Here is a 15,042-nt window from a genome sequence, read left to right on the forward strand (position 1 = left end):
CCCATTATCCCCGTAGATATTCCTCCCCTTGAGCTTCCTTTCAGAGATCACGCTCAAAGCAATAATAAGTATCACCGGCTCCACGAGATGAAACAAAAGTGGTGTCAGTGCATGCCCACTAATACCTTTTGAGGATAGAGAGGGCAGAAAAGAGGATAAAAGGGAAGTGGATTACGCTTTACTAACGCTTTGAACCCCTTCCAGAGCCAGTATTTTATTACGGAGTAAATTGATCGGTTCGGAGGATGCGCCCAGTGTAAGCTCACACTCAAGGATGCCGTTTGAAGCGTGAAAATTGTAAGAAAGCAACTCAATACCTTGGGAATTCTTTGCTAATGAAAGGATGCGTGCCGATGTCTCTGCACTTTCCAGTGCGACCACATACAAATTGCTCCGCTGCTGCCCTTCCAACCCTTCCCAATGCGCCGGAAGCACTCGGTCGCGGTACCGTGCAAATATATCACGTGCATTAGGACAATCATAGCGATGAATACGAAGACCAGAGCGTCCGGGGTAGGCGAATATGGCATCTCCATACTGAGGTGCACAGCACTTAGCCAACTCATAATTTACCCCCTTAAGATTTTTTCCAACCACCACTCCACCCTCTTCACTTCCCGACTCCGGGAGATGGCGAGTGCTTTGCGTCGATTCAGCCGCAAACTCACTACGCACTCTCTGCTCTTGAGTTTGCGCTTCCTCAATAATCTCCGCATAGCAGTCAATGAAATGGTTCAACTCACACTTCTCCGTATGCAGTGCAGTGTAAAATTCGTCATATGAGTTGTACCCAAGCGTCTGGTAAGCCTTTACAAAGGAGCGGTCATCGTAAGGCAGACGTCGATTCTTCATTCGCCTTTGGATAGCCTCCCTGATGGTAGAAAAAGAACCCTCTTGCTCTTCACGAAGTAGTCGACGAATCTTTTGCTTTGCACTATCCGAAACCACTATTTGCAGCCAGTCCTCTTTGGGATATTGATTGCGAGAAGTAATCACTTCAACCCGATCTCCACTACGCAGCGTTGCTTTCAAAGAGGCATTTTTACCGTTGATCCGTCCTCCAATAGCTTTTGCGCCCACCTTTGTGTGGATAGCAAAGGCAAAATCCAGCAAAGTAGCTCCCCGTGGCAATCGCTTAAGCTCTCCCTTAGGAGTAAATACATAGGTAGATCGAGCAGCAGTAAAGGCAAACTTATCCGAGGAATCCTCAGTAGACTGACTCTCCTCCATTGCCCCACGCATTTCATCCAATAAAGAATCCAACGTAGATTGACCGGATAGTCCTTTGTATCGCCAATGAGCTGCCACACCATGTTCGGCAATCTCATCCATAAGTGCCGTACGAATTTGCACCTCTACGTATTTATTGTCCAAAGCAAGCACCGTGATCTGCAGTGAGCGATACCCATTTGGCTTTGGATTAGAGATCCAATCTCGAAGGCGCTTAACGTCAGGTTCATACAAGCCGGTCACCAATGAATAAAAGTACCAGCACGCTTCATGCTCTTCATGCTTTGGTGCATCAATAATAATACGCAGTGCCGATAGATCATAGATTTGCTCAAAAGGTGTACCCTTTTTCTGCATTTTATTGTAGATTGACGAGATGCTCTTGGTACGTGCTTTAATCGTATAGGACCAGCGCACAGGCACTTTATCGAAAAGCTCCCGAAGGGTTACGACCACACGATCCATGTAAGCATCCCGCTCCCGCTTCTTTTGCCCAAGTGCCTCCTTAATAGCATAAAAACGATCCGGCTCTAAATATTTAAGGACCAGATCCTCCATCTCCCCTTTTATAGCATAAAGGCCCAATTTATGCGCAATAGGCACATATACATCACGAACTAATACCGCCAACTCCTGACGCTGTTCCTCAGGAAGCTGCTCCTTGCACACACGAAGTCTGTACAGTCGATCCGACAGGAGAATAAGTAATACGCGGATATCTCGAGCCGAAGAGACGATAAGCTCCCTCACGGTAGCTGCATCAGCTTGACGGGCCTCTGCCTCTATCTGCATTAAGTGTTGCAGACGCTCAATAAGAGAAGCCGCTCCTTCCGGGGATATTTGTGCAATATGCTTCTTATCAAGCGCACCCCTATTGTAAGCGGGAAGTAAGAGTATAGCCGCTACAGACTCTTCTTGCAGATTCAGCTCCTCAACGGCGACTCTACTAATCTCCAGCTGTTGAATGATTTCTTCATTCAGCGTCGGGTAAAGCTTCTCCAACTCCTGTCGCAGTAGCGGATAAGTAGAACCTACCTGCAATTTACGAAAGAGCAGGTGCGCAATCTCAATGAGTGTTTGCCGGTACTCTTCTTGCTCCATACGCTTTAGGGGAAGAAGATATCATTCACAATTCATCAATTTCTTCCAATCCGGAAACTACATACGGGCGTACTAAGTCCAAAGGTTTCACAACCTCTTCGTTCCATTCAATCAAATCCAGATCCATAGGAATGATACCTTCTTCATCATCATCCGGATCACGCCCCATATCTTCCTCCAGTTCCTTGAGAAATGCGATAAGCTCCTCTTTCTCTTCTAATGTAGGAAGCATAGCCACTAAATTGAGAAAAGGCTTGCTTCCCTCGGGCAGGTCCACAGCATCTGCCATCTCAGGCGTAGAGAAACGTGCTCCGGGATAATGGGCCTGAAGAGTGCGAATGACTTGATCTATGTTCTCACTCCGGTCTTTATTACTACCAATGCAGATAATTGCTTTATTGGCCATTCGTTGTAAGTTTACTTTTGTTATGTGATGATTCCGAACGGAGCTCTTCTTGCAGACGGACCGATTCGGTGTGAATTAAATTAAATAGGCTGGCGACGAAGTCACTATTCAGACCTTCTCGTGCAGCAGATTTTAAGAGGATATCGATTTTTTTATCGTATTGATCTTTTTGTAATATAGGCATATTGCCTGCTTGCTTTACAGCAGAGATTTTCCTCACCAGCTTATAGCGTTCGGAAATAATGGCCAGCATAGCAAGATCATTCTCATCTAAAGCGAAACGCATCATCTCAAGTATCGGCATCGTAGAGAGCGCCTTACTATCAGCGAGAGAATGCAATAGCTCCGACAAGGCTTGTGGAGTCAATTGCTGCTCTTTATCACTGAGGGCCACTTCCGGCTGTATATGCGTTTCGATCATCAAACCCTCAAACCCTAATGCGACAGCCAAACGAGCCATCGGCTCTACATATTTACGCCTTCCCGCAATATGACTGGGATCGCAAATAAGAGGGATAGAAGGGAAATACTTTTTTAAGGCGAAAGCCTCGTTCCAAAGCGGTGTATTACGAAAATCACCCAATCCGGTGTAATAAGTGTTGTAGCCTCTGAATACAGCACTGATATCAGTAAGCCCCACATTCATCAATCGTTCAATGGCACCTACCCAAAGAGCTCTATCAGGGCTGATCGGATTTTTGACATACAAAGGAACCTTTGTTCCCTTTAAAGCCTGCGCCAACTCATCTACCGAAAAGGGGTTAGAGACGCAGCGTGCGCCTAACCAAAGGGCATCAACCCCTGCTTTGAGAGCAGCTTCCACATGTGCCGGCACAGCAACCTCCGTCATAATAGGGAAGTCGTATTGAGCACGCACCTCTTGGAGCCAACGCAAGCCCTCTCCGCCCACACCACAGAATGCACCGGGGCGCGAGCGCGGTTTCCATAGACCTGCTCTAAAATAGCTTATGGGAAGATCCTTAAGTGCAGCTGCAGTAGCGAGGAGCTGTTCCATACTCTCCGCACTACACGGCCCTGCTATCACCTTTGGATACCGTATTTCAGGCTCCGCCGGAAGAGGATCGGACTGCTCACTCATTGCTTTGATTGATTGGTTTCTTTTTCATTATACCTTTTAGAAGAGCACTATACTTCGCTGCTATCACATCTCTACGGAAGCGATGCAAGAAACTCTCTTCTACTTTGGCGATGCAATTATAGCCATTTTTCTGCCGATAGGCAAATTTCTCTTGTAAAAAGACTATCACCTCGTCACTGCTTGTAGCGGCCAAGCCCACGCCTGCCTGCTGCAGCATATCAGCTACAATTGCCTCATCACTACGCACATAAAGGATGGGCTTCTGCATAGCCAATGCTTCAAAGAGCTTAGTTGAGACGATCCCGTGCGCACCCTGTGCATGCTCCTTATTCCCCAAGAGAAGAATCACAGCTGCCCCATTCAATAGCTCAGGCACTTTCTGAAAACGCACAGAATGATGCATACACTGCACCGCACGCACACGCTCCGGGTAGGCCGCCAACACTTGCTCCAGCAACTGCATAGAATGGCGATCCGTGTACCAATCCACTACTATTTCACCTCGCTCTACCAAAGGCCTCAGTGTCTCCGAGGCAAGAGCCTCAAAGAGAAGGGAAGGCTCTCTCATACCAAGGCTCATAATGCGCCCTGTATACACTATACGGAAGCGGTCGGTAGCGATAGGATTCGGCACGAATAAATTGCTGTCATATCCATTGTAAAGGCAAAAAACGCTAACCGCCGGCAAACTTTTTTCCAACTGCTTTACATGCCATGGTGAGACCGTAACTACCGCAGAAGCACGCTGCAAACAGTTATTCCTCTTCCTCACCAAATATTGCCCCAACGATTTGAGCATACCTTTTTTCACACGACTGAGGTGTGTAGGAAGATTGGGTATAAAACGCCATTCGTCGTACTGCTCCACTATATCTCTGCAATCTGCCACCCAAGGAATGTTATGGCGACGAGCTAAGCGACTTGCCGCATAGAGCGGGAAATCCCTGTAGGAAAAAGCTAAAATGAGGTCTATTTCATCCATCTCCACAAGTTGCTCTATACGCTGCTCAAAAAGCCTATCCTTAGCATTCCAAAGGGCTTGAGCCAACGACTCCCTCCTATTGAACTTTTTCCTCAATCTAATACGCTCTACCCGACAGGGATCCTCGTCTCCTGCAAATACATTTCCCTTACCGGACAAAAGCATACTCTCTTCGGTAACCTCTTCGGTACACACCACACAATGCCACCCCTCTTCCACTAAATACCTCACGATAGAAAGTGCGCGCGGGGCAAAGAGAGGGGGATAGTGATCCGCTAAAATCAGTATGTGGGGCATGGCTTAATTCTCTAATGGAGCCTGTGGCTTCTCTTCCTCTTGAGGAACCAATCGATGCTGCCACCTCATGATGGCACGCAAGACATCTCTATACAGCCTTGAGTGGAATGGGTGTACTTCCTTTGCCAAACTATCGTTATGAAAAAGCAGATTAAGCTCCCCTCCGTGAATAGCCACTTGCTCTACTAAAGCCATTGCATAATCGAATGCCTCCTTTTCACTGAGATTCATATATTGATCGCGATCCAATGATACATCCATCAGCGTAAGGGGATGCAACGTAATACGCGTCATTTCTCCGGTTGTCGGCAGTATAAAACGCACAGGGCGACAGGTACCCAAACGGAAGCCACTAATATCGGCATATCCCATTGTATAATCATCAAAGATGTTATTTTCCTGTGCGAAGAGTAAGTTCTCCGGCTCCGTTGCTAATAGGAAGTGGTAGCGTGCCTTATCGATTGTCTTTCCCATATCATGCTCCAAGAGAGCCTTTGCTTTGCGGATCTCTTCTGAGCTGTCACAGGCTGAGGTGGGGATATGCAGTCCCTCTTCAACCTGATGCTTCTCAGCCAAAGCACGTATTTTACGAACCGAATACCGATTCACCCGATAGTTAGGCCGATCTAAGGCACTTTTACCCGGTGTCTTATAGAAAAAGATCGTATGGCACAATCCCGGCAAAGCGCGCTGTACCTCCTTATTCCATTCCAAGAAGCGGGGGAAAGTCCAAAAGCGATCCCGCATCACATTACGAAAAGCCAAGCGATAGGATGTAAAAAGGGGGCGTCCTTCCTTGAACCATGCTCGAAAAAAGCTCCTAATGCCGTGATATTCATAGGGGCAATCCAGATCATGCGTCATATTGACTCGGGAGAAGCCTTGCGGCACATCCGGCACCGAAGCACCACTCTCTACCAAAAGCGCACGCAGCTTAGCCCCATACTCCTCTACAATCGGTCGATGAATAAAATTGGCCTTGTAGGGATAGGACTCTTTTCCGGGAAAACGCCCAAAGGAATCTCGCGTATGCCGATAGTACATTTCCTCATAACGGGAAATGAGAAAATAAGTAGAGGCAACTATATCGGCATAGAGAAGAATAGGACCTCCTGAGGGGTCATGCTCAATACGTGGCTCGCCAAAAAGCAACGGAGTGGTATCCCACATTTTCGGGGGAAGCGGAGGCAGGCTATGTTCCTTGCCATAATTAGCTATGTCAAAGAAACCGCAGGGCACAATCACCACTCGATAGCGCTGCATATCAACCGGATTCGATGTATAGCCTACCATATCGGTAAGCTCTCCGGGCAATTCCTCCTCTCGCAATAGGAAGGAGATAATGTATTTGGCAATCTTTCTATAGTTCATGATGGGTCGTGCTTCATCAGTGCTCGTTTGAGTAGAAAGCGCTCTCGCCAGCTCAAATGTCCTTTCTCCAAGCTCACCAATAGGTGCTGTTCGCCGCCTAAAGAGCGAAATATAGGCTCCACTCCCTCTAACATAGAGCCCTCAAAATCAAATTCCTTTCCCCCACGTTGGATCAACTCTTTGATGCTGTAGTATAGTAGGGCTGTATTGGCAAAAGGATTATCCTCCACTGTAGCAGTGGCCATGGAGTAGCCAACCTGTCCACAGATAGGGATGAAATAAGCAGCTAGCAACTTATCCGAAGCATCTCGCATAACGGCAGTCATACCGCTCCCTCTTCGCTCACTCTCCAAGGCACATCGACACATGGCTTGAAAGAAGATCGGTGCAATACCCTTCTTGCGATAGAACGCCCTAAAAAAAGGCTCTAACTCAGCAAAGGGAACATCAAAGGCGACACGACAGCCGCTCTGCATGCTTTGATTTGCCTTACGCTTCACTATACGACTTACCATACTATCGTATGTAGTCTCTTCTGAGGGTAGAGCGAGTCGATAGTTATACCTCAATTTCAGGTCGTAACCTTGCCAATAGAACGGTAACGCATCCTTACTCACTTCCGGCAACGTGATACGCACGAAATGTGCGCACCTCATCTCTTGAGCCAACAACTCCATCGCCCGACGCCGATCCTGAAAACTGCTCTCCTCGGCTACAAAATAGATTGTACCGGATTGACAGCAAGGCGGCAATATCCACACCCCTTCAATAGGCGTAAAGCAAGCGGCAAGGGCCAATAGCTCTTCGCCCTTCTGTAGGACAAAGAAACGCCATGCCCGTCCACTTGCTCCTACAGCGGCCTCTAACCAGTAGAGCTGACCATAGAGTGGAAGGCTATTCTCTTCTGAGAGAAGGCGATACGCATCACGCTCTATGGGACGTAAAGCAATGGAGCCCATAGGCTCTTATTTTTTATTTTTCTTGTCGCTCTGCAGTTGCTCCATGATCTTATGGTACAACTCTTCCGTGAGCTCTACATTGTCTTTCAGCAATGCGCGTACTGCATCCTTTCCCTGTCCTAAACGAGTATCTCCATAGCTGTACCAAGAACCGCTTTTCTTGATGATATCCATCTCTACAGCCTTGTCGATAATCTCGCCTTCCTTTGAGATTCCTTCTCCATAGAGTATCTCGAAGAAAGCTGTACGGAAGGGAGGTGCCAGCTTATTTTTTACAACCTTCACTAAGGTCTCGTTACCATAGGCCTCATCGCTATTTCGCTTCAATTGCTGACGACGTCGAATCTCAAGTCGTACAGAGGAATAGAACTTCAGGGCATTACCTCCGGTCGTAACCTCGTTGGGACCATAAGAGGGACCGTAAGAGGTGGCTATCTTCTCACGCAACTGGTTGATGAAGATGCACACCGTATTAGAGCGGCTTACGGCGGCGGTCATCTTACGTAACGCCTGAGACATCAGTCGTGCCTGCATACCCACATTACGTTCACCCATGCCTCCCTCTATCTCTAATTTAGGGGTTAGAGCTGCCACAGAGTCGATCACCACAATATCTACGGCAGAAGAGCGTATCAGTTGCTCCGCTATTTCTAAGGCTTGCTCGCCATTGTCGGGCTGAGAAATCCACAGACGCTCCATATCTACCCCCAAGGCTTGCGCATAGGAGGGATCAAAAGCATGTTCTGCATCTATGATAGCAGCCAACCCACCTAACTTTTGCGCCTCTGCAATCGCATGTATCGCCAAAGTGGTCTTACCGGAAGACTCCTGTCCAAAGATTTCCACTATACGACCGCGCGGATACCCCCCTATGCCGAGAGCAATATCCAAATTCAAGCTCCCAGAGGGCACCACACTAATATCCTCAACTTCATCGGACTGCATATTGATCAAAGCCCCTTTTCCAAAGTTCTTCTCAATACGCTCCATAGCAACTTTAAGTGCCTCCAGCTTATCCTTGTTGATAGGCTGCTTGGTCACTTCTTGTGCTGCCGGCTCTTGGGCCGCATCATTTTTTTTATTTTCCTTATCTGTGGCCATTATATTTTATTTGGTCTTAATATATCTTTTCTATTGCGTACTTCCTATTTACTTACGAAAGTAGCTGGGCTGTACCCCCCTCTGCGTGCATGCCTATTCGGGTACTTGCTATTTTGCTACCCCTATTCTCTCCCCATCTGTTTCACTCAATCGGCAAAAAAGAGAAGCATACACTGCTACTTAAAACGTCAATACGCTATGGTAATTCTTTCTTTCACAAAGATACTGCTTTTATCCCTTCATTCAGAGCTTTTAAGGAAGAGCTTTTCAAAACAACCCATTCTATTGCTGTACGAAGCCGCCCCCTCACTCAGATATTAAAATAAATAGCTACTTTCGCATGGAGCTTTTGGAAGCAAAAGTAGAGAATACGAATATTTTAGGGAAAAAGAATCCCACACAGCACCTAACTATGTTACCATATTTTGAGGAAGCCGACATAGCCGTCACTATTTGTGATCGAGACGGCAATGTATTGGAAATGAACCGCCAATCGCGCAGCATTAATTTGAAGCCCGGAGAGGAGATGGAAGGCAAGAATATACTTCCCTGCCATTCGGGAGAATCACGCCACCTTTTGGAGCATCTACTCGCTGCCGAGGAGAAGCATGTCTACACCATAGAGAAGAAAGGGAAAAAGAAGCTCATCTACCAAATCCCCTGGTACAAAGATGGGGAGTATGCAGGTTTTATGGAGCTGTCCATGATTATTCCTTTCGAAATGCCGCATAAAATACGCTCCTAAAGCGAACCGGAAATAGGAAAAATCGAACGCTGCCTCTATCCGACACAGGATGGGGCAGCGTATTCATTTGTAGCACCTCACAGAAGGGACTCTAAAGCGACCTCTACGGAAGGGGAAAAAGATCAGAATCTTTCAGTCCAAACATCAGAACCTTTCAAACGAAATATCTGTACCTTTCAAAGCAAACATCTATACCTTTTGCGAAAGACACATTGCCCCACTTTTTCATACCCCCTTTCAACGCTTTTCTCATCCTATATTTTTCCCCTCTCTACCCACAGCAAAACAGGACTCAAAATAGCTGATTTACTGCATATTAAGCAAACGCTTCCTTGCAAATGCGACGATTTTTGCGTAACTTTGCGACTAAGTAGAGAACTCACAACAAATAAAATACGATTTATGGAACCTAAGAAAGTACTATTCATCACCCAGGAGATTGCGCCTTATGTAGCTTCGACACCACTCAGTGAACTGTCGATACGCGTACCTGCAGCAGTCACTGAGGCAGGGCATGATATACGTATCTTCACTCCCTGTTATGGGACGATCAACGAACGACGAAATCAGCTTCATGATGTAATTCGACTTTCCGGTATCAATATAATCGTCAATGATTCAGATCATCCTCTAATCGTAAAAGTAGCTTCCATGCAAGATGGCTCGCGATTACAGGTGTACTTTGTGGATAACGACGAATTTTTCAAGCGCAAGAGTCGCTTCAAGGCTGACCCTAAATACCCGAACAGCAATATGGAGCGCAGCGTGTTTTTCATCCGCAGCGTGTTTGAAGCGGTCAAGACTCTTCGCTGGCTACCGGATATCATTCACTGCTTTGGTTGGTTCTCTGCTCCTGCCCTACTCTATCTGAAGAACATGTATGCAGATGATCCTTATTTTGGCAAGGCGAAGACCATCTACAGTACTTGGTCCGGAGAGGAGCATGCACCTATTGGCGACAACTGGCGTGAAGTACTCGAATTCGATAAGGCGGATAAAAAAGGACTCCAAATATTAGAAGAGCGTCCCAACGTAGAGGGATTACAGCAATTGGGCTATGCGTATGCCGACGGAGGAAGCTTGATTGGAGGAGATGATGCTACAAGAGAGCTAATTGCTCCCTATACAAATGCACTTAGCCACCCACTAATCGAGGAGGCAGAAACGGCTGAAGGAGTATCCTCTGCCTATGCGGCTCTTTACGAGCATCTCTTTGCCTAATTAAGGCTACCACATAAGAAAACCCTTGTTCCCGACTCTCATTTAGGGGGCTTTTGGTTCATTGGGTAAACAGATAGATGTGTTCTTTTCAGCTTTATCTTCTATCTTTGTATCCGGTATAATAAGACAAATGAATGAACCCTATAGTAAATAGTCGTACAAGCTCTTTTTTTCGTCAGCTGCTGACAGGTGTTGCACTGGTGTGCGCACTCGTCTCATTTCTTGGCTGTAATGAGGAACCCTCAAAGGTAGGTGGCTCCATTATGCCGGGTGAGGATGCGCTTTTTCCTCGTGCCGATACGCTGCACCTTGATGCGCACTCCATACGCATTGACTCGGTGTATGACCGTTCCACTTATGCCCTATTAGGAGAGCTTAGTGATCCCCTCTATGGAAATCTGCGCGCCTCTTATATAAGTCGCTTTCAAAATGCTTACCATTACAAAACGGAGTTTGAGCCAATCGGAGGGAATATCGATTCTACCTTCGTGGAGATTTCCTATTCCAACTGGGTTGGAGATTCCACCGTTTGGAGCAAGGTTACGGCCTACGAGATCAAACAGACATTGCCTGATAGTCGTTACTCAGGTGATCTGCAGAACTATCTAAAGGATGCCGAATATATCGGCTCCCACACCTACCAAGCCGGGAATAAAGAAGGCAAACACAAACTGCGTATCCCCGTAAATAATGAGCTGGGAAAGCGCATATACAAAGCCTCCAAAGAGCACCCCGAGTACTTTACCTCACAGCAAGCTTTTGAGGAAAATCTACTGCGCGGTATCTATGTACATGCCACCACGGGAAACGGGTGTATGCTGTCGATTTACAGTACGGCCGTAGTACTCTCCTACCGATACGAAAAGAGAGACACCACCAAAACAGGGGCCGATACGACCCTTATCGTAACTGCTGAAGAGAGCTTTGTGAATACCAAGCAACTCTATCTGCATCGTCAGTTTGAAACCGACAACAGTGGCCGGCTTCTAACACCCAACCCCGATTATGCCTATATAACTTCACCGCAGGGATTGGCTCTATCGCTTACTCTCTCGGCGGAGGAACTGAGCCGAACTTTTTTGGATAACAATAAGAAGCTGACACGGCTTATCAACGAGGCTCCACTCTCCTTGCATATCGATCCGCCTGATATAGCCGGCTCTGTGATCCAGCCTGCTACTTATCTGCTTTTGGTGCCTGTCGATTCGCTTAACAACTTCTTTGAAATGGGAGAGACAGAGCGCTCTAAAAGTGATATTGCCTACCTCTCTTCAGCCTACAATATCACCTCGCGCGTCTATGAGTTTAAGAACATAAGCCGCCTTATTCACGAACACATAAGGAAGCATATCCAAACGGCTGAGGACGGCACTCAATCCATAGATACACCATTAGAGCTGGTTGCTCTGCCCGTCTCTCGGGAAACCATGGGAGGTAACGCCGGAGTAACTGCCACTATCTCCAACTTCATCTATCCTTCAGGAGCTCGAGTGCGGCTAAAGAACGGAAAGATAGCATTAGGTATTGTAAGTACGGCTTATATAAAAGATTAAACCATCGTGGTGAAATGACTCTTCCCGAGTACATTTCACCACTTCAGTATAAAGGAGGCAGGTTATGACAACATCTACAGAACCCCTACACATCCCCGGTCTCAGGCTTCGCCTGATCATCATGAACTTCATCCAATTCTTTATTTGGGGCTCATGGCTTATTACGTTAGGGCGTTACTTGGGTAACGTGATGCAGTTTGATGGCATACAGATCGGTTATGTATTTGCTACGGCCGGTATTGCCTCTATCTTTATGCCTCCTCTACTGGGCTATGTAGCGGACCGATGGATCAATGCAGAGCGGGTGCTCGCTATCTGCCACTTGGTGGGGGCAGCACTCTATGCCGTTATGTATAAGATGCCTGCAACGGCAGGATTTTGGCCCGTATTTTGGCTCTTTTTAGGCATAAACTGCTGCTTTATGCCTACGCTTGCGCTCACCAATAGCATCGCCTATAATGCGCTTACCAAAGGGGGCTACAACGTAGTGAAAGACTTTCCCCCGATACGTGTATTCGGGACCATTGGCTTTATCGTGGCTATGTGGTTGGTGAATCTGCTGGGGCTGATGGATAGCCCAAGCCAGTTCTTGATTCCTTTCATTGCTTCGGCGGTAATGGCCGGATACTCGTTCAATCTACCGGCTACACGTCCCGAAGGAAAAGGAAGGAAGGAAAAAAGGAGCTTTCTCTCCATTATGGGGTTGGACTCTTTTGTGCTCTTTAAGGATAAAAAAATAGCTGTTTTCCTTGTCTTCTCAATGCTACTGGGTGCTGCGCTGCAACTCACTAATGCATATGGAAACCAATTCTTAGACAGTTTTAAGGAGATCGGGGCGTTTGAAAATAGCTTTGCCGTAAAGTATCCTAATATATTGATATCCATATCGCAGATTAGCGAAACGCTCTTCATACTTACGATACCTTTCTTTTTGAAGCGATTCGGTATCAAAATAGTAATGCTGATGAGCATGCTTGCATGGTTTGGACGATTCTCCCTCTTTGCCATAGGAGATCCGGGCTTTCCCGGCGTTATTGCGCTACTGCTCTCCATGATCGTGTATGGAATGGCATTCGACTTCTTCAATATCTCCGGCAGTATCTTTATGGAGGAAAATACGAATCCCTCCATGCGAAGCAGCGCACAAGGACTCTTCATCTTGATGACTAACGGTTTGGGAACCATTATCGGTATGATAGCCGGCGGATGGGTTGTTAAGCACTTTGAGGCTACTACGGTAGCCGCTAACTGGCCTAAAGTTTGGTGGACCTTCGCAATCTACTCCCTTGTAGTAGCCATCCTCTTCTTAATTCTTTTCCAATACAAGAAACCTGAGGCAGAAAAAGTAAAATAATAATTTCCTCTTACTGGAGATTAAACTTCTGACAATATAAGCCGTCAAAGGCGTGGGAAGCCCCCACAGCACAGTATATGTGTGCACACATATTTATGTTGTTGAACTATAGCGCCGGGCTGTTATTATTGTGCTGCGATGCCTATCTCATTGGGGGATTGGACCTCGGCAGACATGAAAAGAATTTATATTATGAAGAAAGAAAGAAATCTCCTCCGAAGTGGTAAGCTATTAGCCACTATTGGGTTGCTACTTGGCTTATCCGCCTCTCCTACTTTTGCTCAATCTACCGACTCCACTTCATTTCCTCAAGAATTAACTCTTGATGCAGCGATTCGCATTGCACTCACAGAGAGCGCTAAAGTACGAATCGGAGATATGGAGGTGCAAAAGCAACAATACTCGCTCAACACTATTTACGGGAAATTATTCCCCGCCCTCAGCTTCTCAGCTAACTACAGCTATACGATCAAGAAACAGGTAATGTATTTGGACGGCTTTCCAGGGGCCTCACAGATGCCACCCGAAATGATGGAAAAAGGTATTGAGATAGGACGCACGCACAATCTACAAGCAGGACTCTCTGCCGGCCTTCCTCTCGTCAACGTGGCTCTATGGGAAAGCATCTCCCTTGGAAAAGATGCTGTAGAGCTTACCCTGCGTAAAGCACAAAGCTCACGAATCGACAAAGTGTGCGAAGTAAAGAAAGCTTTCTATACCGCTCTATTGGCAAAGGATACCTACGATGTAATCAAAAAAAGCTACGATAATGGCAAAAGCAACTACGAGCAAATCTGTAAACTATATGCACAAGGCTTAGTCGCCAAGTATGATATGATTAGCGGTGAGGTGCGGATTAAGAATTTAGAACCGACTCTCTTGGAAGCTGCCAATAGAAAGACATTGACCCGCAAGGCTCTACTCATATTAATAGGATTAGACCCCGATACCGAGCTATCCCTGAAGGGAGAGCTAACCGATTTTGAAAGTGAAGCATCCAAAGCCTATTTTTCGGGACAAACGCTCTCCATTGAGGGAAATTCAATGCTGAGAGAATTAGAGATGCAGCGCCAAATGCAGCAAAAGAACCTAAAGCTCGCTAAATATTCATTTATTCCTACCATAAGTTTCGGACTGAAGTACAACTATAGCTTCTCAAGCAATAAGTTTAATCTGGATAACGACCGGCTTTGGACTCCCTTTTCGGCACTTAATATTACCTTTTCATTTCCCTTACTCGAAGGAGGAAGCCGCTACTTTAAGATCAAGCAAGAGCAGCTCGCACTCTCTCAACTGGATCTGTCGCGACGAGATGCAGAACGACAACTTACTCTCGGCATGCAACAATACAGCGACCAGCTTGTAACAGCCATTCAAAGCCTTGGAGCTGCAGAAAATGCAGTTAAAGCCGCAGAGCAGGGCTACACTATTGCAGAAAAGCGTTACGAGACAGGCGAGGGAACCCTCTTAGAGGTTAACGATGCCAATGTAGCCTTACTCCAGGCAAGATTAAACTATAACCAGGCTATCTTCAGCTTCATGCAAGCAAGGGCTGAAATGGATAGAATCGCCGGTAAAGGATTGCCGGACGAAGCTGATAGCAATACGAATCAGCAACAATAA

General features: G+C 46.6%; 12 protein-coding genes. 5 read left to right on the forward strand and 7 right to left on the reverse strand.

Translation table 11 applies throughout. The features are described from left to right. Positions 1-171 precede the first annotated feature (171 nt). Genes ACLWMH_RS07240 through recA form a run of 7 tightly spaced genes read right to left on the reverse strand, consistent with a single transcriptional unit; the run spans position 172 to position 8,546 of the window. Positions 172-2,331, reverse strand: a complete 2,160-nt coding sequence (locus ACLWMH_RS07240) for a RelA/SpoT family protein (protein WP_411916026.1) — start codon at positions 2,329-2,331, stop codon at positions 172-174. A gap of 25 nt (positions 2,332-2,356) precedes the next feature. Then, positions 2,357-2,737: a 2-amino-4-hydroxy-6-hydroxymethyldihydropteridine diphosphokinase gene (locus ACLWMH_RS07245; protein ID WP_411916027.1), complete on the reverse strand. Its 381-nt coding sequence runs from the start codon at positions 2,735-2,737 to the stop codon at positions 2,357-2,359. Continuing rightward, on the reverse strand, positions 2,727-3,836 hold the full coding sequence (locus tag ACLWMH_RS07250; protein WP_411916028.1) for a chorismate mutase: 1,110 nt from the start codon (positions 3,834-3,836) through the stop codon (positions 2,727-2,729). The genes ACLWMH_RS07245 and ACLWMH_RS07250 overlap by 11 nt, the downstream gene beginning before the upstream one ends. Then, on the reverse strand, positions 3,829-5,115 hold the full coding sequence (locus tag ACLWMH_RS07255; RefSeq protein WP_411916029.1) for a glycosyltransferase: 1,287 nt from the start codon (positions 5,113-5,115) through the stop codon (positions 3,829-3,831). The genes ACLWMH_RS07250 and ACLWMH_RS07255 overlap by 8 nt, the downstream gene beginning before the upstream one ends. A 3-nt stretch (positions 5,116-5,118) precedes the next feature. After that, a complete protein-coding gene (locus ACLWMH_RS07260) occupies positions 5,119-6,486 on the reverse strand; it encodes a polysaccharide deacetylase family protein (RefSeq protein WP_411916030.1) in 1,368 nt (455 codons plus the stop codon). After that, positions 6,483-7,445 carry a GNAT family N-acetyltransferase gene (locus ACLWMH_RS07265; RefSeq protein WP_411916031.1) on the reverse strand — a complete coding sequence of 321 codons (963 nt, stop codon included), beginning with the start codon at positions 7,443-7,445 and terminating at the stop codon, positions 6,483-6,485. The genes ACLWMH_RS07260 and ACLWMH_RS07265 overlap by 4 nt, the downstream gene beginning before the upstream one ends. 6 nt (positions 7,446-7,451) lie before the next feature. Then, positions 7,452-8,546, reverse strand: a complete 1,095-nt coding sequence (recA, locus tag ACLWMH_RS07270) for a recombinase RecA (protein WP_411916032.1) — start codon at positions 8,544-8,546, stop codon at positions 7,452-7,454. Positions 8,547-8,958: 412 nt separating this feature from the next. Here recA and ACLWMH_RS07275 point away from each other — a divergent pair, with 412 nt between their 5' ends. The 5 genes from ACLWMH_RS07275 to ACLWMH_RS07295 all read left to right on the forward strand — a co-directional run bounded on the left by ACLWMH_RS07275 (position 8,959) and on the right by ACLWMH_RS07295 (position 15,042). Next, the gene (locus tag ACLWMH_RS07275) at positions 8,959-9,291 is read left to right on the forward strand and encodes a PAS domain-containing protein (RefSeq protein WP_411916033.1); all 333 of its coding nucleotides are present in this window, start codon (positions 8,959-8,961) and stop codon (positions 9,289-9,291) included. Between the two features lie 402 nt (positions 9,292-9,693). Continuing rightward, positions 9,694-10,512 (forward strand): glycogen/starch synthase, encoded by an 819-nt coding sequence (locus tag ACLWMH_RS07280; RefSeq protein WP_411916034.1) that lies wholly within the window; start codon positions 9,694-9,696, stop codon positions 10,510-10,512. A 134-nt stretch (positions 10,513-10,646) separates the two neighbouring features. Beyond that, positions 10,647-12,065: a DUF4270 domain-containing protein gene (locus ACLWMH_RS07285; RefSeq protein ID WP_411916035.1), complete on the forward strand. Its 1,419-nt coding sequence runs from the start codon at positions 10,647-10,649 to the stop codon at positions 12,063-12,065. Between the two features lie 64 nt (positions 12,066-12,129). Continuing rightward, positions 12,130-13,419: a nucleoside permease gene (locus ACLWMH_RS07290; RefSeq protein ID WP_411916036.1), complete on the forward strand. Its 1,290-nt coding sequence runs from the start codon at positions 12,130-12,132 to the stop codon at positions 13,417-13,419. A 192-nt stretch (positions 13,420-13,611) separates the two neighbouring features. Next, on the forward strand, positions 13,612-15,042 hold the full coding sequence (locus ACLWMH_RS07295; RefSeq protein ID WP_411916037.1) for a TolC family protein: 1,431 nt from the start codon (positions 13,612-13,614) through the stop codon (positions 15,040-15,042).

Origin of the sequence: Porphyromonas miyakawae (genome assembly GCF_045865415.1) — a bacterium.
Lineage (GTDB): Bacteria > Bacteroidota > Bacteroidia > Bacteroidales > Porphyromonadaceae > Porphyromonas > Porphyromonas miyakawae.